22 protein-coding genes and 1 pseudogene are annotated in these 26,448 nt (G+C 61.6%); 13 read left to right on the forward strand and 10 right to left on the reverse strand.

What is annotated here, in order from left to right:
- Positions 1-629: 629 nt before the first annotated feature.
- The gene (locus tag P0D89_RS40520; protein ID WP_408366356.1) at positions 630-1,178 is read right to left on the reverse strand and encodes a hypothetical protein; all 549 of its coding nucleotides are present in this window, start codon (positions 1,176-1,178) and stop codon (positions 630-632) included.
- 205 nt (positions 1,179-1,383) lie between these two features.
- Here P0D89_RS40520 and P0D89_RS40525 point away from each other — a divergent pair, with 205 nt between their 5' ends.
- Together P0D89_RS40525 and P0D89_RS40530 are read left to right on the forward strand one after the other, a co-directional pair.
- Positions 1,384-1,704, forward strand: a complete 321-nt coding sequence (locus P0D89_RS40525; protein WP_408378334.1) for a toxin-antitoxin system TumE family protein — start codon at positions 1,384-1,386, stop codon at positions 1,702-1,704.
- Complete coding sequence (locus P0D89_RS40530; RefSeq protein WP_408366352.1) at positions 1,697-2,065, forward strand: HVO_A0114 family putative DNA-binding protein; 369 nt, start codon at positions 1,697-1,699, stop codon at positions 2,063-2,065. The genes P0D89_RS40525 and P0D89_RS40530 overlap by 8 nt, the downstream gene beginning before the upstream one ends.
- Before the next feature lie 124 nt (positions 2,066-2,189).
- Here P0D89_RS40530 and P0D89_RS40535 read toward each other — a convergent pair whose 3' ends face one another.
- Positions 2,190-2,945, reverse strand: coding sequence for a tyrosine-type recombinase/integrase (locus tag P0D89_RS40535; protein ID WP_408366374.1), 756 nt, complete (start codon positions 2,943-2,945; stop codon positions 2,190-2,192).
- 293 nt (positions 2,946-3,238) lie between these two features.
- Here P0D89_RS40535 and P0D89_RS40540 point away from each other — a divergent pair.
- The 4 genes and pseudogenes from P0D89_RS40540 to P0D89_RS40555 form a co-directional block, all read left to right on the forward strand.
- Positions 3,239-3,490, forward strand: a pseudogene (locus P0D89_RS40540) (transposase domain-containing protein); the annotation flags it as partial.
- A 283-nt stretch (positions 3,491-3,773) separates the two neighbouring features.
- Entirely contained in the window at positions 3,774-4,154 is a 381-nt protein-coding gene (locus tag P0D89_RS40545; protein ID WP_408366350.1) for a hypothetical protein, read from the forward strand.
- A 374-nt stretch (positions 4,155-4,528) separates the two neighbouring features.
- On the forward strand, positions 4,529-6,109 hold the full coding sequence (locus tag P0D89_RS40550; RefSeq protein ID WP_408366348.1) for a recombinase family protein: 1,581 nt from the start codon (positions 4,529-4,531) through the stop codon (positions 6,107-6,109).
- Positions 6,106-6,933: a hypothetical protein gene (locus P0D89_RS40555; protein WP_408378336.1), complete on the forward strand. Its 828-nt coding sequence runs from the start codon at positions 6,106-6,108 to the stop codon at positions 6,931-6,933. Before P0D89_RS40550 ends, P0D89_RS40555 begins: the two co-directional genes overlap by 4 nt.
- Positions 6,934-7,264: 331 nt before the next feature.
- Here the strand turns inward: P0D89_RS40555 and P0D89_RS40560 are convergent, their stop codons facing one another.
- Both P0D89_RS40560 and P0D89_RS40565 read right to left on the reverse strand, forming a co-directional pair.
- Positions 7,265-7,531 (reverse strand): hypothetical protein, encoded by a 267-nt coding sequence (locus tag P0D89_RS40560; RefSeq protein ID WP_408366345.1) that lies wholly within the window; start codon positions 7,529-7,531, stop codon positions 7,265-7,267.
- A gap of 561 nt (positions 7,532-8,092) precedes the next feature.
- Positions 8,093-8,446 carry a transposase gene (locus P0D89_RS40565; RefSeq protein WP_408366343.1) on the reverse strand — a complete coding sequence of 118 codons (354 nt, stop codon included), beginning with the start codon at positions 8,444-8,446 and terminating at the stop codon, positions 8,093-8,095.
- 161 nt (positions 8,447-8,607) lie between these two features.
- On the opposite strand from P0D89_RS40565, the gene P0D89_RS40570 reads away from it, so the two are divergent.
- Positions 8,608-8,991 (forward strand): hypothetical protein, encoded by a 384-nt coding sequence (locus P0D89_RS40570; RefSeq protein WP_408366341.1) that lies wholly within the window; start codon positions 8,608-8,610, stop codon positions 8,989-8,991.
- A gap of 711 nt (positions 8,992-9,702) precedes the next feature.
- Here P0D89_RS40570 and P0D89_RS40575 read toward each other — a convergent pair.
- A complete protein-coding gene (locus P0D89_RS40575; protein ID WP_408366339.1) occupies positions 9,703-10,077 on the reverse strand; it encodes an HVO_A0114 family putative DNA-binding protein in 375 nt (124 codons plus the stop codon).
- Positions 10,078-11,145: 1,068 nt separating this feature from the next.
- On the opposite strand from P0D89_RS40575, the gene P0D89_RS40580 reads away from it, so the two are divergent.
- Positions 11,146-11,367 carry a hypothetical protein gene (locus P0D89_RS40580; RefSeq protein WP_408366337.1) on the forward strand — a complete coding sequence of 74 codons (222 nt, stop codon included), beginning with the start codon at positions 11,146-11,148 and terminating at the stop codon, positions 11,365-11,367.
- 91 nt (positions 11,368-11,458) lie between these two features.
- Entirely contained in the window at positions 11,459-13,576 is a 2,118-nt protein-coding gene (locus P0D89_RS40585; protein WP_408378338.1) for an AAA family ATPase, read from the forward strand.
- 757 nt (positions 13,577-14,333) lie between these two features.
- Here the strand turns inward: P0D89_RS40585 and P0D89_RS40590 are convergent.
- Entirely contained in the window at positions 14,334-17,861 is a 3,528-nt protein-coding gene (locus tag P0D89_RS40590; RefSeq protein WP_408366333.1) for a DEAD/DEAH box helicase, read from the reverse strand.
- Positions 17,862-18,240: 379 nt separating this feature from the next.
- Positions 18,241-19,053 (reverse strand): DeoR/GlpR family DNA-binding transcription regulator, encoded by an 813-nt coding sequence (locus tag P0D89_RS40595; protein ID WP_408366331.1) that lies wholly within the window; start codon positions 19,051-19,053, stop codon positions 18,241-18,243.
- 267 nt (positions 19,054-19,320) lie between these two features.
- Between P0D89_RS40595 and P0D89_RS40600 the strand changes: the two genes are divergently transcribed.
- Entirely contained in the window at positions 19,321-21,813 is a 2,493-nt protein-coding gene (locus tag P0D89_RS40600) for a GcvT family protein (RefSeq protein WP_408366329.1), read from the forward strand.
- Here P0D89_RS40600 and P0D89_RS40605 read toward each other — a convergent pair.
- The 3 genes from P0D89_RS40605 to P0D89_RS40615 form a co-directional block, all read right to left on the reverse strand.
- Positions 21,810-22,349 (reverse strand): cytochrome b, encoded by a 540-nt coding sequence (locus tag P0D89_RS40605; protein ID WP_408366327.1) that lies wholly within the window; start codon positions 22,347-22,349, stop codon positions 21,810-21,812. The genes P0D89_RS40600 and P0D89_RS40605 overlap by 4 nt on opposite strands.
- Positions 22,346-23,437, reverse strand: coding sequence for a catalase family peroxidase (locus tag P0D89_RS40610; RefSeq protein ID WP_408366325.1), 1,092 nt, complete (start codon positions 23,435-23,437; stop codon positions 22,346-22,348). The genes P0D89_RS40605 and P0D89_RS40610 overlap by 4 nt, the downstream gene beginning before the upstream one ends.
- Before the next feature lie 117 nt (positions 23,438-23,554).
- Positions 23,555-23,824, reverse strand: coding sequence for a DUF4148 domain-containing protein (locus P0D89_RS40615; protein ID WP_408366323.1), 270 nt, complete (start codon positions 23,822-23,824; stop codon positions 23,555-23,557).
- Between the two features lie 260 nt (positions 23,825-24,084).
- On the opposite strand from P0D89_RS40615, the gene P0D89_RS40620 reads away from it, so the two are divergent.
- The 3 genes from P0D89_RS40620 to P0D89_RS40630 all read left to right on the forward strand — a co-directional run bounded on the left by P0D89_RS40620 (position 24,085) and on the right by P0D89_RS40630 (position 26,305).
- Positions 24,085-24,810 carry an anti-sigma factor family protein gene (locus P0D89_RS40620; protein WP_408366321.1) on the forward strand — a complete coding sequence of 242 codons (726 nt, stop codon included), beginning with the start codon at positions 24,085-24,087 and terminating at the stop codon, positions 24,808-24,810.
- Between the two features lie 155 nt (positions 24,811-24,965).
- Positions 24,966-25,484 (forward strand): sigma-70 family RNA polymerase sigma factor, encoded by a 519-nt coding sequence (locus P0D89_RS40625; protein ID WP_408366319.1) that lies wholly within the window; start codon positions 24,966-24,968, stop codon positions 25,482-25,484.
- The gene (locus P0D89_RS40630) at positions 25,481-26,305 is read left to right on the forward strand and encodes an anti-sigma factor family protein (RefSeq protein WP_408366317.1); all 825 of its coding nucleotides are present in this window, start codon (positions 25,481-25,483) and stop codon (positions 26,303-26,305) included. Before P0D89_RS40625 ends, P0D89_RS40630 begins: the two co-directional genes overlap by 4 nt.
- Positions 26,306-26,448 lie beyond the last annotated feature (143 nt).

A 26,448-nucleotide genomic window follows, 5' to 3' on the forward strand; every position in this document is an offset into this window, starting at 1 on the left:
GGGTGGCCTACCAGGACGAGAAGCCACGGGCTGACGGCAGCTACGATGTACCCGATAGTTCCGCAATCTATATTTTCGATGGGAAAGGGCAGGCCCGTCTGATTGGTACAGATAGCGACTCCGTCAGTGCGTTTGTACATGATCTTTGAAAACTGGTTGATGAGGCATCCTGATCCTTTCTCCTCCGGCCGATGCGAATTGGGGTGTAGGGGTTGCGGCAAAATGCCACAGCGATTCTGGATACGCCAGCGAAGAAGCTGTTGGGGGGCGCGCAAGTTACCATGCGCGCAGCTTTACATAGGAACTGATCTCTCTCGACAACTGGTCCCTAAGCGCCCGGTACCTGCAGGCAATGGGAGACGTCAGCCAGATGATGGAGCACGATCCGCCTACGTGGTCGATGGCGGGGAAGGAACTGGTCGCGATTTCGAAGGCGATCGAGGCGTATGAAGCGTAGCAATACCCGATGTGTACGCTATCGCCGCAGTGATCGCGTACGGGCGGTTATGCGGGCTGCCCCGAATCCGCCGGCACATTGGCGTCAGCAGATGGAAGTGTGGCGGAAAACGGGCATTTCGCCAGGTCATGTGCGAAGTAATACTCTTGGCTACCTGCCTTGAGAACGCTGTTTACTCTTCGGCCACGGTTTCTTCAACGACATCTCCATCCGGGACGGCACCGACAAGGGCCAATGTCGGGGACAGCGGGATGAAGGTGGCCATTTTGAGCGTCGGAACATCCGGCACGATGAACTCGCCGGCTTGCGCATGAACGATGCCCCATCCGCTGAGCGCGGCGGCAAGATCGCGCGTGTAACCACTCACACGCATTCGCAATTGTGCCCCGTTGATCTGCCGCGTGGGCACCTTCCCCCCTTTTCTCACGAACACGCGATCAGCGCTCTCCAAATGCTCCTCACGAGCCTTGGTAATGTCGTATCCAGGAACACCGACCAGTTGAAGTTCCTGAGCTGCAAGTCCCCGGAAGCGTGTCCGCATAACCCAAAGCGCAAACATGGCATCTGTCCGGCAGCGTTTTTCAGGCTTGCTCCATTTACCCTGCGCCGGCAATTCAGGGAATGGCTCAGCCGCCATCGCGAGCATCGCAGCCATTACCGCAGCCGCATAGCGGCCTGCGTCTGGATCGTCCTCATCAACAGCGATTCTGATTACCGGCATGTTTTCATTCCAGTCGAGTTCAGGTTCAGCGGTACGAGAATGCGCACGTAGCGCAGTCGGTGCATGGCCATTGAGGCTGCGCGCACGAACGGGTTTTCCCGGTAACCGGGGCATTCCCTTGCATTAGTTGTCACCCGATGATAACATTCAAGCCATGACAGATCGAGATCACAGCCTGGACACCCTGCTCGAGCTGGACGGCGTGATGTACACCGTCGACGACACCGGGTGTTGTTGGGTGAAATTTGAAGTAGCGCGGATCGCAGCATCACCGGAGCGCCCGCACGGGCTGCGGTATTCGCTGACGTTGCACGATGAAAAGGGTTCTCGCCTGTTGGGATTCGATAACGCGCATCCGATCCGAGAGGGTTCAGGCCCGGGTGCCAGGACGCGAATCGAGTACGACCACAAGCACGCCGGCGAGCGCATCCGGTTTTACGATTACGCGGATGCCGCGACGTTGCTTGCAGACTTCTGGACCGAAGTCGAAACAGTGATGAAGGAAAGGAGCAAGAGCGATGACTGACGTACACATCCTGAAAGTCGGTATTGCCCCGATGGAGAAATTCAAGGCGCGGACGATGGCGATCGCGCGGGGCGAATACAAGCCGTCACCCGATGAGCCGAAGATCTGGTTCTCGTCGCCTGAGTCGTTCGCACAGGTGCTGTCGGGCAAAAATCAGGCGTTGCTCGCGCTGATCGCGAAGACGAACCCGGCATCGTTGACGGAGCTGGCGGAGACGTCTGGACGGGCTAAGTCCAACCTCTCGCGCACACTTAAGACAATGGAGCGGTACGGCATTGTGTACTTCGAGAAGGGCGAAGGTCGGGAAGTCGCGCCACGGGTGAACTACTCGGGCATCAGCCTCGAAATGTCGTTCGCGTAACGCCCCACCATACAGCACCAAGCCCCGCGACTCGCCGACCGGCATCGCGGGCTTCTTCATTTGAACCGCACATGAATCTGGCAGGCCATAACGGGCGAGAGCGTTTGATGAACCCCAGCAGCGACTATCGGCTCGATCTGAGCAAAGACGACTTCGCCGCCTCTCCCACCTCGGATGGCAGCGGGAGATGCTCAACCATTTGCCCCTTGCCATGAACGACGAGTTCTCCGGAACGCCAGTGTATATCGCCCAACTCAAGTGCGACGATCTCTCCGGCACGCAGACCGAGCCGCGCCAGCAACAGCAGGATGGCATAGTCGCGGCGCCCGCGTGCAGTCGACCGATCCGCCGTTGCAATAAGGGCTTCTTCCTGTCCAGGCGTGAGAAACGTTGGCGAAGTTGATTGCCGCCACTTGCGGACTGCAGGCACCGACTCATACAGGTCACGTGGCGTGTCGCCACGCAAAAAAAGGAAGTGGCAAAACGGGCGAAGAGCAACTGCCATCAGCCGCGTGTACTCCGCCGATCGGCCTTTACTGTGGGCAAGAAGGTGGTTTCGGATCGTTACGGCGTCAAATGCAACGGGCAATACACTGCCGTCGCCGGCATCTTGGCTGTTGAGGAAGTCGCGAATGAACGGCCCATAGACGAGCACCGAGTTCTTCGCCAGTCCGCGATCCTGCCTCAGGTAGTCCAGGTACCGGCCGTACATATGGGTGATCGAAGACTGGTCGCCCAATGTCGGCGTGGATATGATGACCTCGTCACGCAGATAGGCAAGAAATGCCTGTAACACGCCGCGCTCGAACCGAACTCGTTCCCCCGGGGCGTCAGTCAGGCACTTCACGAAGCGAGCCGTAGCGGACTCATCAAGGTCCACCAAGCTGACGTTTCTGCTCCTCATCCAACGAGAGAGGGCGGACAAGACCCTTCGTTTCTTGCGAAGCGTTACTTCGGAATAACGTGCCGTCCGTAGACGATCGAGGAATGCATCAACATGACGGGCCGGCAGTCTGGCGGACCCGCTGACTGTATGTGTCGCCTTCATTTGATTTCTCCCGGCCGGCGTGACAACCAGCCTGAGAAATCATACGGATTATGCCGACTCGATTATCACAAAAGGACATGAACGACGCTATTCGTACCCATGACGCGGCATAATCGGGAAGTCGGCATAACGTCATCGAGCGCGACATCAGACCGTTCTGTACGGGCAGGGCTTCATGGCTGTTCAGTGACACACTTGCCGGCGCGAAGGCAAGCGCCATCATCTACAGTCTTATGCTGACCTGCAGGGCTTGCAACGTCGAACCCTACGCTTACCTCGTGCACGTGCTCACCGAATTACCGAAGCGCGAACCGGATGCCGACGTGACCGACCTCTTGCCGTTCAATCTCGCAAAGCTTACCGTCGCCACTCGTTGAGCTTGTTCTGGCCGACGCATTCGAAGCGCCTTGCCGATCGATGCGCCGCCGGGCACGTCAACCTCCGTGCACCCCCATGAACTCGGTGTGCTAGATCGCGCGCTTACAGTTGTCGGGAGTTCAATGGATGAAATCCGGTCGGCCCGGACCTTCAATCCAGATTCTCGGAGACAGTCCTACATCAAACAGCCCACGCAGTCTGATTGGTTAGCACGGTAGCCGTTCTTGACTTAGGGGCCAAAATTCTCTGGTTACGGGTTCATCTAGAGCTACGATGCACTGTATGACGATCGGCAACCCAATTCCCTACAACTGTGATGACGAGGCACGCACCGAACTGCTGGCGTTTCTTGTGATTGAGCAACTTATCGCACGGACAAGGTCGGGGGCCTGGTTGAGCTCCCGGCACGTGACCGAATCAGTCCGGCTTTGGCTCGATTCTAATGGGGCCAATTGCTGCGCTCCAGAACGCACCGTACTCTCGGCATTTTCGGTGGCAGTGGCGTCGCAGATGCTCCATTTGCCCAACCGCATGGATGAGGAATGGCTTGCCGGACTTTTGACTCGAAGCTGGCGCCTCGACTATCGTCAACCCGCTGTCGGCGCATTGCATGACGTGTGCGCAGCCTATCTCATAAGGCACCACAAGCCGGCCGAGTTCTGAAGCATGGACGTGGCAGGCGTGCGGTGCCCAATCGGTTCTTCGTGTTTGTCAGCTCGAATGTCCCAATCGGCTCATGCGTCAATAAATGATGGCTGAGTCCGGCCCTGAAAAGCGGGGGTACTATGGTCGAGTCGGCGCAGGCCGGCCTTCTAAAAGGATGACTAACGAGCTGCGGCCACTTCAGGCTTGGCTCCGGGCCATGGACCGCATGCAGCGGAAATATGTTCAGACTTAAGGCAAACACCGTCGCCGCTGGTTGCTGTATTGCCACCAAAAAGGCTTCTGGCTACAAGTTGCCCGTTCCCTGCCCGAACCATGCTTGACATTGCTGCCAAGTGAAGTATTCATAAGCGGAGAATTACCGGAAATGCGCCATGCACGCTCGCCTGTCAGGTCGCAAACCACCCGAGGGTCGCCCCAGGGCGGTGCAATATATCCGGATTTCGACGGACCAGCAGCAATGTTCGCCCGTATTCCAGCGACAAGCCATCGCTGAGTATGCTTCAGCACACGCCATTCGTATTGTCAGAGACTACGAGGACGCAGGCATAAGCGGACTGACGCTGAGGGCCCGGCCTGCACTCAACCAGTTGCTCATCGATGCAGCAGCCCCTGAGCGGCACTTCTCCCTCGTCCTCGTATACGATGTCAGCCGCTGGGGGCGCTTTCAGGACGTCGACGAGTCGGCTTTTTACGAATACCTGTGTCGACGCCACGGTGTGAAGGTTGTCTATGTAGCTGAACCGTTCGAAATCGACCAGAGCCCGATGTCGCCCGTTATGAAGACGCTTAAACGAGTGATGGCGGGCGAGTACAGTCGCGAACTGTCGCGCAAGGTGTTTCTCGGCCACTGCGTTCTCGCAGAACGTGGCTATCACGTCGGCGCGCGTCCGCCCTACGGTTATCAACGAGTCTTGCACGACGACAAGCGGGGCACGCAACGCATCCTCGACAAGTACGAATACAAGAGCATCAGAACCGAGCGTGTCACTCTGGCGCCTGGGCCCTCGTGCCACGTTGGCATCGTCAGGAAAATATTCGAATGGTATGCGTGGGGCCATGCCGACTGCTGCCTGATTGCAGGACGGCTGAACGACTTCGGTCTGCTGAATGGCGACGGACGTCGATGGTTGCAGAGGTACATCGCCCAGATACTCCACAATCCCGCATACGTCGGCACGGGGATCTACAGCCGGACATCTTCAAAACTGGACGGCGCGTGGCTGCGACTTCCTGAGGAGCAATGGATCACCGTGCCGAACGCATTCCCCGCCATCGTCAATAGGAAGACATTCGATGCGGTTCAGAAGCGATTTTCTCTCTTCCGCCGGCGACCTGATCGCGAAGAGCTTCTGGATGGGCTTCGGAAGGTCGTATGCAAACACGGCAGGATCAATCAGGGGATCTTGAAGCACTATCGTCGGACACCATCAGTTGAGGCTGTCATGTCGGAGTTTGGAAGCCTTAATGCCGCCTATCGCGAAATCGGCTATGCGCCCAATCTGAACCCTGAGCGTGAAGAGAACCGGGACCTTGAGCGCCGGATGGAAAGTCAGATTGCAAATATCATAATGCAGGTCATAACGGAGCGCGGACACGCGCTGGCGTACGAGAAACACTCGCGCACACTTTGTGTTGATGGGTCGCTGCGCTTTCAGATTGTCGTCCGTTCCCCGTGGCTTGTGCACGGAAAGACGCCTTACTGGAGTGCACGGTGGCCAGACGGGTTCAGCATCGACTTCCTTGTTTATTGTCGGATGGTCCGTGGAAGCCCACGACTTCTGGACTTTTTCATCATACCTGCTGGATACATTGAGCCGGGTAAGTTCACGACGCTGGTCGGCCCAAATGCCAGGGATTTTCCATTGTTACGGCACCCCGACCTACGTGTTCTGCTTGAGCTCATTGATACCGTAAAGCTCGCCCAGGTGGGCCGCTTCCTGGAACGGGCATGAGCCACGGACACCTGCCCCACTTGACCGGTATTGAGCTGCAAGCATCTGTCGACGCCGGCGCGGTTTTGACATCGCGTCGACTGCCGCTCGCACAACGAATGCGAAATTTGATGCGACGGCAGAGCGCCGATGCCGCACAGACGGCCGAGAAGATGGCGCGGGTAGCCGAAAATAATTGGTCCCTGCGAAAGCAGCTTGGGGAACTGCTACGCAATACCAGTTTCTTTGGCATTTTGAATGAAGCCGGTATCGAACAGCTTCCGCAGATGCTCGTGTCGCGCATCGCGTGTGCAACGCATCCTGACGGACCATTTGGCGGCCAGACCCTTCATTCAGCAATCGTTCAGTCGCAACGCGCCCCTATATCCACACCGCCCGTTCCTGCTCGACTGGCCGTCCGGACTACTGCTTCACTGGCTCGCATGAACCGCTTCCGACGCGGCGAAGTGCTGGCTCTGATGCAACGTACAAGTTGCTTTACCGGTGACTTCGCTCTGGCATTGCTGATAGCAACTCCGCGTGATGAACTGGCTGATGGACAGTCCGCCCTCCATTGCGACGCTCGATTTGTGGCCAGTCTGATGCGATATGAGCGCAAACTCGAGGCAGCACTCTGCATCATCGACTTACTTGCTCCCGACTATCCGTTGATGCTGGTCGAGCGCACTCTACACGTGGCACTTGGCCGACGATTGCTAGCGCTCCGGCTGGTCGGGGACTGGCTGCGGCAGCGAGCCCCCTTCTACCTTGAACTGTTACAGGATGCCCGTGCCACAAGCGAGTCAGTGCGCACACCGCGTCGTCATATACGAGTCGCCGAATAGCGGTGACTTTCATGTGGGGCGCACCTGTGCTCACGTCCATGGCGGTTAGCCTGCCGGCTCCAAACCTTGCAGTCGGGCCAGCAAAATTTCATTGATTATTTGGTCGGAAAACAATGGTTTCCAGTCCGAATCCAGTAAAGAACAAGGACCTCAGACAGACGCTTATGAACATCCCAAAGGCGCCCTATTTGCCTGATGGACCAAGATAATGAATGTTTTCAAGTCAACGACGCGACGGGTATCTTCACTGGGCAAATGTCCGTTACCTAGGTGGTGCCGACGTTCAATCGTCCGCACGGAAGGCGCCGGACTCGGTTCGATGATGTCCGGCTCAGGTCGCCCCCCATTCGGCCAGGTGCCGCCGTTCATGAGCGGCAGTTGACGGCATACCTCCGGTCACCGATGGCAACGCGCGGCTCAAAACTTTGACGCCGGCGAGAAGCAGCCAGCTCTCATCGACGATCTCTTCAAACAAAGCGTCTTGAACGCCGGATGCCGCCAGGAGACTCACGTCAGCGTAATCGATGCACTGCCATCGGCTAGCGAAGCGGTAGCCAACGCCTGTCGTGCATAAATATATCGCGTCTGCACGGGACATCTGCGAGCTTCCAATGCATTGGATCGCCTATTTGCCGTTCGGAACCGCCTCACAGGAACATTCCCGACATTTGGAACTAGCTCATGAAGCAAGCCCGACGATGCGTGGTGCGAATTCACCGAAGTAACCCGAGATCCGTCGACCGGCTTCTGAACGAGTGTCTCACCTGCGGTCGCGCCGTTTCAATCTCGACAAGTTGACAAAGCCTTCCATGGCTATCGTAGTGACCCCCACTTGCCTGAGCCACTCCGCAAACGCGTGCAGCTCCTGAGTGAAACTGCGGAATGACCGAACCGGTTCGGGGTCACGCTCGGGTCCAACTGCCACAACGTGAAACTGCGCGCCGATGTCTATCGCGGCGGCATGCGGATGGACTACTGCAATCTGCGCCGCGCCGCCGGCGCGCCGTGACTTCGTTGAGTCCCTGTCAGCCCTCCGACAGGAGTAGGGTCAGAGGGCGGGACAGCTGGGTGGATTCACTTTCCTGAACGGGATCGCCTGTTGGCGTCACCAATGCTGGGTCCGCATCCGTCCCTGGACCATGTTTTTTAACGGGATAAATCACCAAAAATGCGACGGCCGCTCCCCCTGAGGCCCCTCAGTGTAGCGAAGCGAAAGTTTCTGCCCTTCGGGCAGGGGGGCGCCCCTTGAGATGTTTTTTAGCAGCGCGTTGTCCTCGCGCAATTGCCGGTTCTCTGCTTCGCGTTGCCGCATACGCTGCTGTTCCGTCGTCAGCGGTTTGCCCTCGCCGGGGCTGCCAGCACGTTCCGCATCGTACTGTGCCACCCGGCGGCGCACGGCTGTCTCCACACGGTCCATCGACCGGCAAACTTCACTGACCGATAACCCCTGGTCTAGTACCCGTACTACTTCCAGCATGAAGCTGGCGTCAAATTGGCGGCGCCTTCTTGTCATCTATTGTTTTTCCTCGTCGATTCCGGATTGTCCTCCTGTCGACCTGTCTGAGGAAATTAGATCATTACAGGCATGGGCGTTTGTGGCGTACCTGCTTGCCTTCCGCGGGATGCATGGTAAAAATATTTGCGATGCTATTCATATCCAGCCGGAGACATCCCATGGCCACAACAGCTGCACAGACCGCACGCGAATACTGCCTGATTGCAGGCTTCGCTCTCATCGCTGGCTTCGCTTCGATGGTCATCTGCGAGCACGAACGCGAACGCGGCCCTCAACTGATGAAAACAAACTGGCCGCAGGCCGAATTGCACGTTGCTGCGGCGGGCGCCCTTGAGTTCCAGAAGGAGCACGGGCGGCTCCCCACTTCCCTCGACGAACTGCGCACCGCGCAGGCCGGAACATACCTGCCCCGCGAATTCGACCTCCAAGGGGTCATGTACTTCCGCGACGGAGGTGGCCGTCCGCGACTAAGCTGGCGGGACGAGGTCGATCGTGGCGTCGCATACTGCAGTCTCGACGCCGCGCTGCACGAGCACTGCTAGCCTTTGAACTTCGGCGAAATTCAACCACCAATTGTTGGCAGAACCGATCGAGTCGTGACGCATTGACCGCGCACCCCTATTCGGGTGGATGCAGGTTTCTGTTCATTCGTCCGATCATGCGTTAGAAGAGCGGATGACCAGGTCATTCACCTAACAGGTCCTGGCTCCCGCCAGGCATGCCGCCTTCCAATTTTTCGCGCGCGACGGCGCGCACAAGTGCTTTTGTGAGTTTCTCGAGGTCGTACAGAACCGGCAATCGCCAGACTGGCCTCAGTGCGGGGAAACAGAGTGATGCATCGACAGAATGAAGTCGACCGCCACAGGCTGCCGTGGCGTCAAGAGCTGGCGAATCGCACACTTCACTGTTTCGCTCGTTGTCGGGAACGCGCCCCGACGCGAGATCGCCCGAGTAAGCTTTGGCGTACGCGTTGACTCGCTCGACCGCGTCACGTGTGACACTCCCGCCGCGACGCCGGCGCAGCGGGAGTTACCGTTCGATCGCTAACGACGCCCAGTTCGCAACCTGCTTTGCACAGCCGGGCGACGTCCATCAGGCGTCGTACACCCCGTCATCCCCGTGATCGTTCGTAGCCGTACAAGCCAGGTGCGCGCAGATTGGCGCTTACCGACTTGCCCGTTCGGGCGGCAGGTTGAGTCGCCTACGGTCGAAAACCTCGCAACGATCCGCAGCATGTCAGTGACATTTTCCGGTCACTCGATCGTTATATGAAAATCCACCCGTGCCGCTCTCGCGCGGACGATCTCATGTATTGCACCATCATCATCCGGTGCGCTCTCGACAGACACCAGTCCAGCGTCACACAACGCATCCACGTCGCACTTGACCGATGCCCGGTCCCGATGCAAACGCGCTGCGATTTCTGAAACCGGAGCCGGCTCTCTCTTTACTGTCCGAAATACCGCAATTCTCGCTCGCGTCAATAACGCCAGGAACTCTTCCAGATCTTCAAACGTGATGCTGCAAACCTCAGGAATCGGTTCGCCGCAATCGGCAGCTCGCGCGATGCGCCTGCCCGCTGCAAAGAATTCCTCCGCTGTCCCAACGCCGACATGTAGCCTGTTCATGACTCGCTTCCCGGTTGCGTCATCGAAAACTTCGACCACGTTAAAGAACGTATCTCACTTGTACTCGAATGCGGTGTCATCCGCCACTCACAGACTGCCCGAAAGTCAGGAGAACCTGCTGACGGCGGCGCGTTCCCGCTAATGCTAACTGAAAGCGGCCGAGGCCTGCGTGTCGGGAGCGTGGAACGTTGTCCTCGGTAGCCGCCGGCATGCAACCCCCTGACGATATCGTGGTGCCCGCCGCTCCAATCCTTGCCGACAGAAATGATCGGTCTCATCTCACCTCAATCACCAATGCGTCCGCATTTGCGCCGTGCGCATAATCGCCAGACGTCACGTTCCCCACCAATCCCGCCGGTCCGCCCAGGTTGCTTCACTTCGCGGAGTCGCCGTGGGGCATCCGATCACCGTTTCCCCAAAGTTCAACTGTCGACCACACGGATGACAGGCCATACGCCCCTTCAGGTGACGAATTCGCCAGCGTGTTCACCGAGTCCCCTGCTGTCGCGTCCGACCATTTCACTGGCGCTCCCGTATGTGCATTCGTGAAGCTGATGAACTTCGCGGACGCAACGCATGGATTGCGCCTTATTGACGGTCTGTTAGCGACGCGACTACCCCGCTCCGACTACGCACTGCTGTCCCCGGGTCATTCGCCCGGTGCAACTTGCGCTCTGAACATCTCGTGAGAAGCTAACACGGTCACCAACGCCAGTCGTGGAGCTTTGTGACGAACCAACCGGCGCAGTCAGCAGGTGCGGTTTCGCTGTCTCCCGGTAACGCGAGCGATATCACGTGTGCGATGTCCTCATTCTATCAATTTGGAGTACACATTAATGAATACACGAAACAGACTCTGGAAAATCTTCGTCGATGAGGCACGTGGCTTTTTTCTTGACGTCCTTGATCCTCTCATCAGGCTCGTCAGGTGGATACGTCGTCGTGACAGGAAGTGATCTCACCAGATTTCCGAATCGATGGCTAACGCTTTCTGGATACCTTATGAAGATTCGCAGATTTAATTTCAAGCCAACCGGGAGTTCCGTGACTCGCATCACGAGCCGCCGGATGACACTCTACGTCCCCGACGGGGTCCCCGTCGAGGTTCTCCAGCTCTGGCTCGCCCGTCTGACGGTGGATCTGCCACGCCGCCTGTCGACGCTGCGCTATGTCCGCAGACGTGAAACCCGGAGAAAACACGTACCGGTCTGGCGGCTCAAGCGAAGTCGCATCCGGTGCAGGCGCGTCCACGTGCCGGTTCGCTTCTGGCGCCACGAGGCCGCCCGGTAAGCGTACCCCTGGCGTTCCCGTTCCTCGCGATCGACTTGCATCGGGAGGAACGGGGCACACACTGAATCCGGAATACCCGAACGGTACGTTCGTGTCGCCCGAAACCTATTTCCTGGAAATCAAGATGAAGAACTCACGCTCTGTACTTCTCACTATTTCACGTCTCGCCATTGTTCTCGCGTGTCTCGCTTACCTGCATCACGAGTGGCACGCGCTGCTTCGGCAGGAATCTGTCCATGCCCTTGCCGTTTTCTTTGCAACGCTGGCTGCCGCATCGCTGGTCTGGATTCCGAACCGGGACGTGCGTGGCTGGACCTGGACAGCATTCATCGTGCTTGCCGTCGGCATGATGCTCGTGACACTCACCTTCACGGCGTGGAGTCCTGCTGCCGTCGCCGTCGTTGCGGCCGCCTCCTTCAGGCTCTGGCGTCTGCATCAGCGCCGGCCAATTGCTACGATCGTTGTCGAGGGTACGCGCGTTTTCATACCGCTGGAAATGAAGATCACCCCGCAGCCTGCACCGGACGTAGCAAGTGAAAAGCGGACAGCGGCGACACGAGCAACGCCCGCGGCGCCCGCGACAAAGCCGCCCGTAGCGGAGGAAGTACCGGTTCCCCCCACGTCGACGCCGCGACCGGCCCCGATGCAGGAGCCGCGTGCAGTACCGGCTGCGCAGACGACCACACCCTCCTGGGATTTCAGCGAGAATGTGCGGAAGCCGCGCTATGACTTTTCTGCTGTCGTTGGCATGGAGGGCACGAAATCTCGACTGTTTCGTACAGCCAAGGAAATCATTGAAGGCATTTCAAAGCTGAACAGCAACGGCATCCTGCTGTTCGGTGACCCTGGCAACGGCAAAACGCTCTTCGCGGAAGCGCTCGCGGGTCAGTTCAACGTTCCCTTTCTTTCGATCAGCTACGGCGATACCGCATCGAAGTGGATTAACGAGACACCTGGGAAAGTCGCGGGAGTGTTCCGAGAGGCGAAACGGATCGGGACCTGCGTGCTCTTCATTGATGAGATAGATTCGTTTATCAAGCCGCGCGACCGAAATGTTCACTCAATGGATCGCGACTTGACTAACGTGATGCTCACCGAAATCGTTGGACTGCGCGGCTCGAAGGTAATCCTCGTCGCAGCAACAAACTTTCTCGAGGATCTTGATTGCGCTGGCAAGCGCGACGGAAGGTTTGACTACAAGATCGAGATCCCCGCGCCGGACCTTGCTGCCCGCATCGCGCTTCTCTGGCGCTCGATCACTGAGGAACTGGGTGACGATTTTGCACAGCGCGAACCGATTACCGCGCTCGCCCGCCGCTGGGAAGGGTTCAGCGCTGCACGGATGATGGCGCTGGGCGGACAACTGCGTGAAATGCACCGGGACGGGAAGTTCACGGGTCCGGTCACGTTCGATATCGGCAGGGAGGCAATGCGTCTGCTCCAGGGACGCAAAGGAAGACTGCCGGAGCACGTCAAGGACATCTCCGAAATCATCATGCCCGATATCTCCCGCGACGCACTACGCAATCTGGCTTACCGCATGCGGGAAACCGAAAACCTCGAGAAGCTCGGCTCGACGCTTCCACGGGGTGTCATGTTTATTGGCGCGCCCGGCACAGGCAAGACCCAGGCCGCTATGTCCCTGGCCAAGGCCAGCAACTTCGCATTCCTCAAGATCACAGGTGCGGACATCATCGCGGACCCAGGTTCCTGGGACCGACTCTACCGCGAAGCCTGCGATATCCGTCCATGCGTGGTGTTTATCGACGAGGTGGACGGGATCCTGCAGGATCGCCTGCACAGCGGCCACGGAATGCTGACTGAAAAAATCCTGGACACGCTCGATGGTGCTGCTGCACGCACGTCGGACTTGTTTTTCATCGCCGCAACAAACCACTATGAGCGAATTGACCCGGCCGCAGTGCGCAGCGGCCGGTTCGAGGAAAAGATCCTGTTCGATGTTCCGACGAACAAGGCGATGGCAGCATACGTGCGCAAAGTTCTCGCCAGCAAACTGGATGGCGCCTGGAAAGTGGAGTCCGAAGCCGTCGTACAGATGATCGGGTTTCTGGCCGGCCGCACTATCGCCGACGCCGACGCACTTGTGCGCAAGGCGATCACCATCGCGGCGTTACGGCGCATGCACGAACGTACCGCGGATTTCCGGGCCGCAGACGTGGTACAGGGAGCGCGGGCAATCTTCCCCTGAGGACACCGTTTCGCCCCTCAACGAAAGGTTGCATCCCCCGGCGGGCGACATATCGCTCCGCCGGACGCGCTCCAAGGCAGACGCAGGAACTTTCCCTCAATCGATTCGTGGCACCCGGAGAGCCGCGCGACTCCTAGAGCGAAGTGGAAAACAATTCCACCTCACGGACCATAGATTTAGATTTCGCCCTGCTTCGGTTCTTGCGTCGGTTCCAACGTAGATTTCTCTCGGCATCCTCGCTGAATAAGCCGTAACACAATCGTTTAAAGATTGTTAAATTCTGGCTTGGGTGACTCGAATCGAAAATGTCCGAGGTTCAGCGGGCCGGCCGCTACTCGCCACTTCTAGCCTCGTCGCCGATGTTGAGGCCAGCGTTCGTGGCCGCAGCCGCTACCTCTATGACACAAAAAAGCGGCGAGAGCTTCGACCGAAGCTCATGCCGTTCAAACACTACCACCCGGCGGGCCTAGCCGCACGAGTATTAGAAATTAGCTCCAGCGGAAATCGAACTCAAAGATGAAAGAACTCCGTTGTAACCGCTTGCGAGGTAGTTGTTCTGGAAACCGTAGTAGATGGCAGGATCACAGCCCGCGCCGCGCGCCACAAAAACGTATGTAATTTCAGCCGTGCGAAAGGTCGATTTACACACTCAGACGTTTTGTTACAGGCTGATCGGGGAGCGCCGCGAGGTCGGTCAAGTCAGTGGAAAATATCGCGCGCAGCAGTCCGCGACGGCGCACGCCAAATCATCGGTCGATCATCGACCGCCTTCGATCTCCGGCATCGGTGCGAACAGCGCGTCGAGGTCGTCGTCGGAGAACTTGGCGGCGCCCGCGCCATCCTCGGAAAGAATGCTGTCGGCGAGGCTCGCCTTCTGTTCCTGCAACTCCACGATCTTTTCTTCGATGCTGCCCGCGGCAATCAGCTTGTAGACGAACACCGGCTTGTCCTGCCCCAACCGATGCGCGCGGTCGGTCGCCTGGTTCTCGGCGGCCGGGTTCCACCACGGGTCGTAGTGAATCACCGTGTCGGCGGCGGTCAGGTTCAGACCGACGCCGCCCGCCTTCAGGCTGATCAGGAACAACGGCACGTCGCCCTGCTGGAAACGCTCCACGGGCGTGACGCGATCGGCCGTATCGCCGGTCAGGACCACGTACGCGATCGCCGCTTCGTCGAGCGCTTGGGCGATCAGCGACAACATCCCGGTGAACTGCGAAAACAGCAGTACGCGGCGCCCTTCCTCGATCAGTTCCGGCAGCATCGACAGCAGCAAATCGAGCTTGGCCGAACGCATCGTGCGCGCGCCCTTGTCGAGCTTCTCCGTCTTGTCGTGCTTTGCGGCGGGAATGTTTGCCGACGGGTTGGCCGGAAAGTCCGACGCATTCCCAGCCGGCGTCTCCCCCCCCGTCCCCACCGCGCCGTCAACCTTGAGCGTCCTCACGAGCCGCGGATCGCAACACACCTGGCGCAGCTTCAACAATGCGTCGAGCACGATGATGTGGCTGCGCGCGAGCCCTTGCGCGCTGACGGCGGCACGCACTCTCTCCTGCATCGCCGTGCGCACGGTTTCGTAAAGATCGCGCTGCGCGCCTTCCAGATCGACCGAGCAGACGATGGTAGTTTTAGCCGGCAACTCCTTCGCGACCTCGTCCTTGCGACGCCGCAGCATGAACGGCCGGATGCGGCGCGCCAGCAGCGCGCGGCGCACGCCATCGCCGTTCTTTTCGATCGGATTGCGCCAGCGCCGCGTGAAGTCTTTCTGGCTGCCGAGAAACCCCGGCAACAGAAAGTCGAACTGCGACCACAACTCGCCGAGATGATTCTCCAGCGGCGTGCCCGTCAAACACAGCCGATGCCGCGCGCGCAAGCCTCGGATCGCCTGTGCGGCCTTGGTGCTCGCGTTCTTGACGTACTGCGCCTCGTCGAGAATCAGCAGGTGGTAGTCGTGTTCGGCGAGGATTTTCTGATCGCGCCACAGCAGCGCGTAAGTGGTCAGAATCAACTCATGTTCGCCGATCTGTTCGAAGCGCTCCTTGCGCTGCGGGCCGTTCAACACCAGCACTTTCAGCCCGGGGGCGAAGCGCCGCGCTTCCTCGCGCCAGTTGTGCACGAGGGTGGTCGGCACGACGATCAGTGCGGGGCGGCTCAGACGCCCCGCTTCCTTCTCCGCGAGAATGTGCGCGAGCGTCTGCACGGTCTTACCCAGACCCATGTCGTCGGCAAGCACGCCGGCCAGATCCTGTTCCCGCAGGAACTGCATCCAGTTGAGGCCCTGGTGTTGATAGGCGCGCAGTTCCGCCTTCAGCCCGCGCGGCACCGGCACTTCGCGCAGACCCGGACCGGCTTGCAGGCGCTGCGCGAGTTGCCGGATCGAATCGTCGCCGCGAAACTGCCAGCGGCCCGTGTCATTCAGCGCGTCCAGCCGGCCGGCGTCGACCGAGGGCACGCGCAGCGGCGCGCCTTCGGCCAGCGAGCCGCCGAGCGAGTCGAACAGGTCGACCAGCACCCGCACCACCGGCTTCAGACGATCGGCGCGCAAGCGCAGCCGCTTGTTTTCCTCGGTTTTGAGCTCGATCGGCTCGTGGTCGGCGATGCTCTCGAGCGCGCCGCTCAGCCAACGTCGGTCGCGCCGGAACAGATCGGCAAGCAGCGGTTCGAGCCGCACGTTGCGCTCGCCGACACGGATGCCCATCTCCAGATCGAACCACCCATCGCCCGCCTGATGCGCAGTGCCGTCGATCGCATCGATTTCGATCACGTTGTAGCGGAACTCCGGCGCCATCGTCACGCGCCAGCCCTTGCTCACGAGTTCCGGCACGGCGTCGTTGACGAACGCGGACCACGCGTCGGCATCCGGCAGGCCGAGCATCGTGTCGGGCAGCAGGCGCGCGGCGAACACCCGGCTGGTCGGGACTTTCTGCAAGCCGGTCTTGCGCAGTTCGAGCAGGCGCTTTTTCTCGGCCTCGTAGCGGCGGCGGATATGGATCACGTCGCCGCCCGGCATTGGCACCAGCGTGACGCTGCTGTCCACGTTGATGCTCACGCCATCGTAGTCGAAGCTCACGCCGGCCAGCTCGACCGCCTCGGGCTTGCGCTGGCCCGCCTTGGCGCTGGACGGCAGGGCGTGGCTGTTGATCGTAAGCACCGGCACCGGCTCGACGTCGATCACGCGAATCGCGGACGCGTCATGAGTAGGCGGCAGCGGCAAGCCGGGCGCGATCTCGCGCAACACCGACGCGACCAGCGGCGCCTCGGCAAGCGAGATCGGCGGCATCGCGAGGTAATCGGGCAGCTGCTGGAACGGCAGCGACAACTGGACGATGCCCGCTTCGTTTGCGACGCCGTCGACGTACCAGACCGGCTCGGTCGGCAGGACCATGGTGGCGCGCGGTTCGGTGCGCAGCACGGGCCGCAGGCGCTGGTCGGCCAGCGGCTCCCATTCGATGCGTCCGGGCCGGTCGGCGGCGCGCGACAAAGGCGTCGGGCCGTCATGACCGCGCGCGGGTTTGAACTCGAAGAACAGGCGACCCGTGGCAATCAGCTTCTGCAGCATCTCCGCGCCGTTCGTGCCGCGCAGGATGAACTGGCCGAAGTCCTCGCGCGAGCGGCCGAGCCATAGTCCGCGCAGGATCGACAGGTCCTCGTCGGACACGAATTTCGGTTGCTTGACGAGCGCCGCTTCGACGTTGTCCCACGGCTCGTCGACTTCGACGATCGCGCCTTCGGGATTGCAGCGCGCGCGGTACAGCACGACCTCATGGCGCTTGTGGAAGTCGGACCAGTTCAGCCGGTATGCGAGCGTCTGGGTGCGCGCGGCACTCGCATTCCGGGCGAGCGCATCGGCGGCTTCGGCGCGCGCGCGAAAACGCTCGAGCCAGCTCACCAGTTCGGGTCGCACGCCGGATGGTTGGTCCAGCGCCATGATGGATTTCGGGGAATTCAGCCGTGGGTCGGCGCTCCCGCCGTCGTCATCATCGTGCTCGACGTGGGTGATGTGGTCCATCTCGTCGTGATAATCGAGTTCGGCGAGCAGCAGCGCCGCGACATGCTTGCAGTTGCGACCGACCGGGCACGTGCAGTCGCTTTGCGCCCAAGGCGAACCGCCGTCCGTGCGGAAGCGCACCCGCGTCCGGTACGGCAACGCTTGCGTGCCCTGCACGTCGCCGCTGAGCGTGGTGCCGTGCCATTCCACATGGGTGATGGCGCCCACCGAGCGCGCCTTGGCGACGGTGTGATCGCCCAGCCACTCCGCAATCCGTTCCCGATCAAAGAAAACTGACGACATCGGCGTCCATTCCTATTAAGCCGGCGAAGGCAATCGCGCACGGACGAAGCAGCGCGGCACGTGCGGTGACGCGATGGCCGGCGCGCTTCTGTGCGGTTGCGATTGCCTGTGATAGCCGGCTATTTTACGCGTTGGACGGGATTGAGTTTGGGCGTGGGTGTGGGATGGGGGACGGAGTAATGGGCTTTTCTGGGCCGCGACGCGCACAGGACTACTCCGAGCCTGGCGTTCATCCGACGCGCGCAACATGGCAAGCGGCGGCGGCGCGCCCGGGCTACCGCGCCCAGGCGCGCAGACTTGTCTGATCCGCAAGACGCAGGCGCTGCAAGTCCGTCCGGCAGTGCGGATAACAGAACCGCGCAGTCGCCCGGGCGCCCTATCAAGCGCCCCCCTCGTCAATTCGATCGCCCGACCCCGGGCGCCCACCCGCCGACGCCCCGACCGCCACCTCCACTCCCGCCGCCGCAAACACCTGAGCCAACGCTGGCACCGGCGCTTCGTCGGTAACAAGAAGATCGACCACATCCGCCCCGAACGCATGCACCAGCGCGCTATGTCCAAATTTCGCGTGATCGGCCGCGACCACGCGCCGCTCGGCCTGGGCGAACGCGGCCTGCGCAAACGCCACATCGGCGGGCAGCGCGTCCATGAAGCGCCCCTGCATGTCGATCGCGGTAACCGAGACGATCGCGTAGTGCACGTGGAACTGGCGCACGAAGGCCAGCACGCTGTCGCCGAACGCGGCGCCGTCGTCGGCTCTCAGCTCGCCGCCCGCGATGAACACCCGGTTGCCGTTGCGCGAGGCCAGCACACGGGCGACCTCGATCGAATTGGTCACGACCGTGAGCCGCGAGCGCGCCGCGAGCGCCTGCGCGATATGCAGACAGGTCGTGCCGCCCTCGATGATCAGCGATTCGCCGTCCCGCACCAGTTCGCCAATACGCGCGCCGATCGCCCGCTTGCCTCCGAGACTCGCCGCCATACGCCGCTGGAACGGCGGCTCGTCGAGCCGCTCGGGCAACATGACGCCACCGTGGACCTTGATGAGCAGGCCATCCGCGATCAGCCGTTTGAGATTGCGGCGAATGGTTTCGTCGGACACGTCGAAGCGGCCGGCAAGGTCGGTGACCGTGCAGGTGCGCTGCTCGCGGACGAGTCGCAGGATTTCTGCTTGGCGCTGATTGGAAAGCATTGGGGCAAGTAGTGGCTGGTTGGGCGAAGTCTAGCAAAAGTCACGGTTTAGCGGGTTCGATTCCCACACCTTTCCAACAAAAACCACTATTTCTCTTTCGCATGGAGTGCAGGGTTTTTGTAAGCATATCGGACATTGACACACGTGAACACCGTCCCATAGCGATGGCATGACAATCCAAACGAGCCAACGGAATTCAAACCACACTGTTGCATTCCGCGCACTTTCGAGGCATTCTGCGTAAATCACATCAACACATTCCCACACATGTCCACATCAATCCCCGCTCATGCTCGTGTCGTCATCATCGGCGGCGGGATCATCGGCTGCTCGGTGGCCTACCATCTGACGAAACTCGGCTGGACCGACGTAGTCCTGCTCGAACAGGGCCAATTGTCATGCGGCACGACCTGGCACGCGGCCGGTCTCGTTGGCCAGTTACGCGCGCAGGAAAGCATGACCAGGCTGATTCGCTACTCGACCGCGCTGTACGCCGAACTCGAAGCCGACACCGGCCTCGCCACCGGCTGGAAGCAATGTGGCTCGCTGTCAGTAGCGCGCACCGCCGAGCGGATGACGCAACTCAAGCGCACCGCCGCCGTCGCGCGCGCATATGGCGTGTCGTGCGACGTCATCAGCCCGCGCGAAGCCGGCGACCTGTGGCCGGTCATGCGCACGGACGATCTGCTCGGCGCGGTCTGGCTGCCCGGCGACGGCAAGGCGAATCCGACCGACCTGACCCAGGCCCTCGCCCGCGGCGCGCGCATGCGCGGCGCACGCATCGTTGAAAACACCCGCGTCACAGCGATCCACACGCGCTCCGCGCAGCACGGCAGCGCAACCGGCGCACGCGAAGTGAGCGGCCTCGCATGGCGCAACAAGGACGGTGAGGAAGGCCGCATCGACGCGGACATCGTCGTGAATTGCGCGGGCCAGTGGGCCAAGGCGGTGGGCCGTCTGTGCGGCGTGACCGTGCCGCTGCATTCGGCCGAGCACTACTACATCGTCACCGAACGCATCGCTGGCGTGCATCCGGACCTGCCCGTGATGCGCGACCCGGATGGCTTCATCTACTTCAAGGAGGAAGTCGGCGGCCTCGTGATGGGCGGCTTCGAGCCGGACGCGAAACCGTGGGGCATGAACGGCATCCCCGATAATTTCGAATTCCAGCTGCTGCCCGACGATTGGGATCAGTTCGAAATCCTGATGAAAAACGCGCTGCAGCGCGTGCCCGCGCTCGAAACCGCGCAGGTCCGTCAGTTCTACAACGGTCCCGAATCGTTCACGCCGGACAACAACTTCATGCTGGGCGAAGCGCCCGGGTTGCGGCGCTTTTTCGTCGGCGCGGGCTTCAATTCGATGGGCATCGCGTCGGCGGGCGGCGCGGGCATGGCGCTCGCCGAATGGATCGTCGCGGGCGAGCCGACCATGGACCTGTGGCCGGTCGACATCCGCCGCTTCGCGCGCTTTAACGGCAACGACACGTGGCTGCACGATCGCGTGAAGGAAACGCTCGGCCTGCACTACGCGATGCCGTGGCCGAATCGCGAACTCGACAGCGCACGGCCATTTCGCCGCTCGCCGCTGTATTCGCTGCTGCGCGACAAAGGTGCGTGTTTCGGCAGCAAGATGGGCTGGGAGCGCGCCAACTTTTTCGCGCCGACACCCGCGCAGGCGCGCATCGACTACGCGTTCGGCCAGCAGAACTGGCTGCCCTGGAGCGGCGCGGAACATCGCGCATGCCGTGAAGGCGTCGCGCTATTCGACATGACGTCGTTCTCCAAATTTCTTGTGAAGGGGCGCGACGCGCAAGAGGTGCTGCAAGGCATCGTCGCCAACGATGTCGACGTGCCGCCCGGCACCACCGTGTACACCGGCATGCTCAACGAGCGCGGCACCTACGAGTCGGATTTCACACTCACGCGCATCACCGACGATCAATACCTGCTCGTCACCGGCACCGCGCAAGCCACGCGCGACTTCGACACCATCGAAAAAGCGATTCCGCACGACCGGCACTGCACGCTCGTCGACGTGACGGGCCAATACGCGGTGCTTGCCGTGATGGGCCCGCGCTCGCGCGAACTGCTGCAAAGCGTGTCGAAAGCGGACTGGAGCAACGAGGCGTTCGGGTTCGGCCAGAGCCGCGAAGTCGACCTCGGCTACGCGACGGTGCGCGCCACGCGTCTCACGTACGTCGGTGAACTCGGCTGGGAGCTGTACGTGCCGGTCGAATTCGCGGTCGGCGTGTACGAGACGCTGCATCAGGCGGGCAAGGCGTTCGGCCTCGTCGACGCGGGCTACTATGCAATCGATTCCTTGCGCATCGAGAAAGGCTATCGCGCGTGGGGACGCGAACTCACGCCGGACACGAATCCGTTCGAAGCGGGCCTGTCGTTCGCGTGCAAGCTCGACAAAGAGATTCCATTTCGCGGCCGCGACGCGCTGCTGAAACTGCGCGCCGAGCCGCTCACCCGCCGCGTGGTCGTGCTGACCGTCGACGGCGCCGATCGCATGTTGTGGGGCGGCGAAGCGATTCTGCGCGACGGCAAACCGGTCGGCTTCGTCAGTTCGGCGGCGTTCGGACACACGCTCGGCTGTCCGGTCGCGATGGGCTACGTGAACAATCTCGAAGGCGTGGCGGATGCCGCGTATCTGAACAGCGGCCGCTACGCAATCGATGTCGCCGGCGAACTGCTGCCAGCCATTGTGCATCTGAAAGCGCCGTACGATCCGCGTTCCGAGCGCGTGAAGTGCTAACGGTCGCTGCGCGCCATGCTCGAAAACACGCCGTCGCGACGGATCAGCCCATGAAACAGCGCGGCCGCGAGATGCAGCAGCACGGTCGCGAACAGCGTGAACGCTAGCCACGTATGCAACGCGCGCAGCAGCGCGAACAACGCGACGTCATGCGGCGCGATCGGCGGCAAATGCAGCGGACCGTATAGGGTGACGGGATAGCCCGCTGCGGATAGCATCCCCCAGCCGATCAGCGGCATCGCCACCATCAGCGCATACAGCACGAGGTGCGAGGCTTTGGCCGCGATGCGCTGCGGCGTCGCCATGTCGGCGGGCAAAGGCGGCGCGCCGCGCGTGATGCGCACGGCAACGCGCAGCACCACCAGCAGCAGCAACGCAATGCCGAGCGGCTTGTGAATCGCGACCAGCGTGTTGTGCGCGCGCGAGACGCTCGCCACCATCCCGACGCCGATGAACAGCATTGCGACGATCAGCGGCGCCATCGTCCAGTGCAGCAGCCGCGCGAGCGGACTGAAGTGGTTGCGTGCCGGCGTCATGAGCGGTCTCCGTTGGCGTGCGTTTGATGAATCGCGGGATCCAAGGCTTCTTCACGCGTCCGGCGCTGATAGGACAGCGCATACGCGGCCGAGCGCGCGGCGAGCAACGGATCGTCCGATGGCGCGATGCCCGCGGGCAGGATCGTCGGATCGAAGTTGATGTCGCGGCACGTGCCGTTTTCCTGCGATGTCGTGCGATCGAGCACCAGCGTGCCCGCGTCGATATGCTGGCGCGCGTCGGGCCATTGCAGCGTGGCGTCGTCGGTGGGGTCGCCCGGTTGCGCGACGGTCAGGATAAGATGCCAGCGCAACGGCCCGCTGTCGAGCCGTTGATCGAGGTCGGCTTGAAGGAAATTCATCTCGGCTTTCTGCGCATCGGTGATCGGCGCATAGGGGGTCTCGGGCACCATGGCCCAGCGCACGGCGCGCGTCGTGCCTGCGCCGTCGGTAAAGCGGAATGCATTGATCCCGTAGTACGCGGCGTTCGCGAGACTCGACGAAGGCGGGTGCGCTTTGACCCAGTTCTGAAACGGCAGGGTCTCGGGATTGGACGCGTAGAAGGTCTTGAGTTTCGCCGGGTCCGGTTTGCGGGTCGCCGGGTCGGGCTTCGCGGCGAGCAGTTGCTGATAGAACTGCGCCGGCGTATGCACTGCGAACACGGGCGTCGAATTCATGCCGGTGCGCCATTGCTCGCCGTTCGCCAACTGGAACTGCAACGCGAGGCTGCGCACGGGCGAACTGGTATCCGGCGCGGACGGGTTGCCGCCGGGCACCGCGAAGCGTCCCGTCACCGGCGTGCGTCCCGGCGCGAACACCGCCGCGCGCGAGACCGTTGCGCCGCTGCCGTTGCTGTCGAAGTACCCCTCGACGCACAGGCCCTTCGCATGATTGCGCCGATAGCCGGGATGCGGCTGGCCGGCCACTGTTTCGAACGTGTTGATCAAACGCGACGTCGTCAGACGCGCGGGCGTGAGCCAGCCCGCCGTGTAGGCGAAGCCGCCGGCCACTGCGAGCACGAGCGCGCCGATCGCGGCCAGCCGGCATGGCACGCAGCGAGGCTCGGAGTTGGGAACGGAAGGTTGGGTCACGACGACTCCTTTGTCGAATAGATGCACAGACCGGCTAACACGCGATTCGACGATCTATTCCACGTCCCCACTCGACACAGCGGCGCGCGTTCCGTTCGCGCGCCGGCTGCCAATGCTTCAATTGACGTTGCCTGTCGCCGCGCTGTCGCTCGCGACGCGGCTGGCAGCCGCCGCTTGCGCGGCGAGCGCTTCCTTGTGCTTTTCGACTTGTTGCGCGAAGACCGGGCTGACATCCGGATACGACGCGTCGGTGATGTAGTCCAGTCCGTTCTGTTGCGCCTCGATCAATTCCTGGTACACCTCAGCACGTGTCTTGCCTGCGGCAAACGCGCTCGATGAAGCGGCGAGAACGACAACGGACAAGGCGGCAAATGCGAGCTTCTTCATGATGAACTCCTCGGAGTGTTGTGCGGGATCGCATCACGGAGAACCACGGCCTGGCGGCTTTTATTCCGGCTTCGACCGCGTGAAGAAAACATATTTGGAAAGCGGAATAAAAACATCCGCGCGACGGTTTGCTCACCGGGTTTGCTCACCGATCAGCCGCATTGAAAACGGCAAACGGGAGCAAACGCAATTGCCTGGAATAAACCCGCGCTTGTCCGTGTTCGCCTTCCGATAGCCGCATTCCGAGCCCCACCGCCACCATGACCTCGACCAACGCCCCACCCGACTCGCCGCTTTCCGAAGCCGACATTCAGGCCTACGCCGACGGCACGCTGACGCCGGAACGCGCGGCGTTTCTGCGCGCCTATCTCGGCCAGGACCCAACGGAAGCGCGGCGTGTCGGATTTTACGGCAGGCTGAACGCGCAGATCCAGCAGGCGTTCCAAACCGTCGACGAACCCGCGACGAACCGCATCGACCGGTGGCGACGCGCGATCGTGCGCGTCAAAACCGTGGAACGTCTGCGCAAACTGGCGGGCACGCTAACGGCGGTCGTTCTGGCGCTCGCGGCCGCGAGCGGCTGGCTTGCGGCGACCCAGGTGTCGCCCCAGGCGCTCGACAACGCCGCGCTGATGGCGTTGGCGGAAATCTCCGCGCGGCCGTTTTCCGCGGCAACGCCGACGCGCGCCGATCCGGCGGCGCCCGAGCTTGAGGCCATCGGCCTGCGACTCGTCGAGCGCCGAGCCGCGCCGCTCGGTCCATTTCAGCGAGCCAGCGAATTCATCTATCTGAATCGCGACAATCAGCCGGTGGTGGTGATGTCGACGCTGGCGCTGCTCGCGCCGGCGCAGCCGCAGTGGTCCGCGCGCCGCATCGGCGAGATCCGGCTGTTGACGTGGACCTCGCAGCGCCAGCGCTTCGTGGTCGCCGGCAACGCCCGCACCCACAGCCTGATGCGCGCCGCCGACGCGCTGACCGCGCGCTGAATTCAGTAGCCCGTTAGAACACTCGCAAAAAACTCGCGGAATAAACTGTGTTGAGCCGTGTTCGCCATTCGAATGCACGTCGCCGCCCACGCCGCGGACGCCCGTCCTATGCTTAAGGAAGAGCCCCGTGACCGGGATCAGAATCGGGATGAAAAATGGATGTCCGTGACGAGTTGATTGAACATGTACCGCGCTTGCGGCGCTATGCGCGCGCGCTGATCAACAATCGCGATCTTGCCGACGATCTGGTGCAGGACACGCTCGAACGCGCGCTCGGCCGCACCGGCATGTTCCAGCCCGGCACCGACCTGCGCGCGTGGCTATTCACGATCATGCACAACGTGTTCGCGAATCAGGCGCGCAAGGCGTCGGCGCGCGCCGTCCACGTGGCCGTCGACGACGACAGCATCGCCGAGAGCGAATTGGCGGTGTCCTCCGAGCAGACCCGCTCGCTGGAAATGCGCGACCTCGACTACGCGCTGCAGCGTCTGCCGATGGAGCAGCGCGAAGTCGTGCTGCTGGTCGGCCTCGAGGAAATGAGCTATGCCGACGTCGCGCTCGCGCTGAACATCCCGCTCGGCACGGTGATGTCGCGGCTGTCGCGCGGACGTGAGCGACTCAGGGCATTGATGGCGGGCACCCGGCCCGGTGCGAAATTACAGGTGGTGCGATGAGCGACCAATATATGCCGATCGGTGAAGAAGATCTGCACGCGTACGTGGACGGCACGCTGTCCGACGAACGCCGTCTCGACGTGGAACGCGCGCTCGAACAGAACCCCGAACTGGCCGCGCGCGTCAGCGATTATTTTTCGCTGAACAACATGTTCCACGAGCGGTATGACCGCGTGCTCAGCGAGCCGGTGCCCAAGCGCCTGCAAGCGCCCGCGCCGCGCCGCTGGCGTCTCGCCGCCAACTGGCCGCAGTTCGCCGGCATGGCGGCGGCGCTGCTAATGGGGGTCGGCATCGGCGTGGGCACGCAGATGGGGCGCGATCTCGGCGCACCGGTCGCTGCGGATCATGCCGACACGCGCCCGGTCAGCGCGGACAGCGCCGAGGTGTTCGCGCGGCGAGCGGCGGTGGCGCATGTGGTCTACATGCCGGCTGTCGACCGACCGGCCGAAATGAGCGCCGACCACGAACAGGATTTCGTGCAGTGGCTCGCCAACCGGCTCGGCACCGACGTGCATCCGCCGGTTCTGTCGAAAAGCGGCTTCTCGCTATCGGGCGGCCGCCTGTTGCCCAGCGCCGACGGACCCACCGCGCAGTTCATGTATCGCGGACCGAACGGCGAGCGCGTCACGCTGTGCATCTCGCATCGTCAGGCGAACTCGAACACCACCGCGTTCAAGCTGTATCAGGACGGGCCGGTGAATGTGTTCTATTGGGTCGACGGTGACTTCGGTTACGCGGTGTCGGGCGGGATAGATCGCAAGGTGCTGTTGCAGCTGGCGCACGACGTGTACGCGCAATTGACGGGCGCTGCGCCGGGTTGACGGCGGCGCGTATTCCGTGGGGCGCGCTAGCTTTTCTACCCGTTGCCGCGAGTCTGCAACGCAGTGCTCGTCACGTCGCCCGGCCGGGTGAAGCTCAGCTCGCGCGGCGTGACACCCAGCAGGCGCCCCATCCAGTGCGCCAT

Origin of the sequence: Paraburkholderia sp. RL18-085-BIA-A, assembly GCF_046027075.1 — a bacterium.
GTDB lineage: Bacteria > Pseudomonadota > Gammaproteobacteria > Burkholderiales > Burkholderiaceae > Paraburkholderia.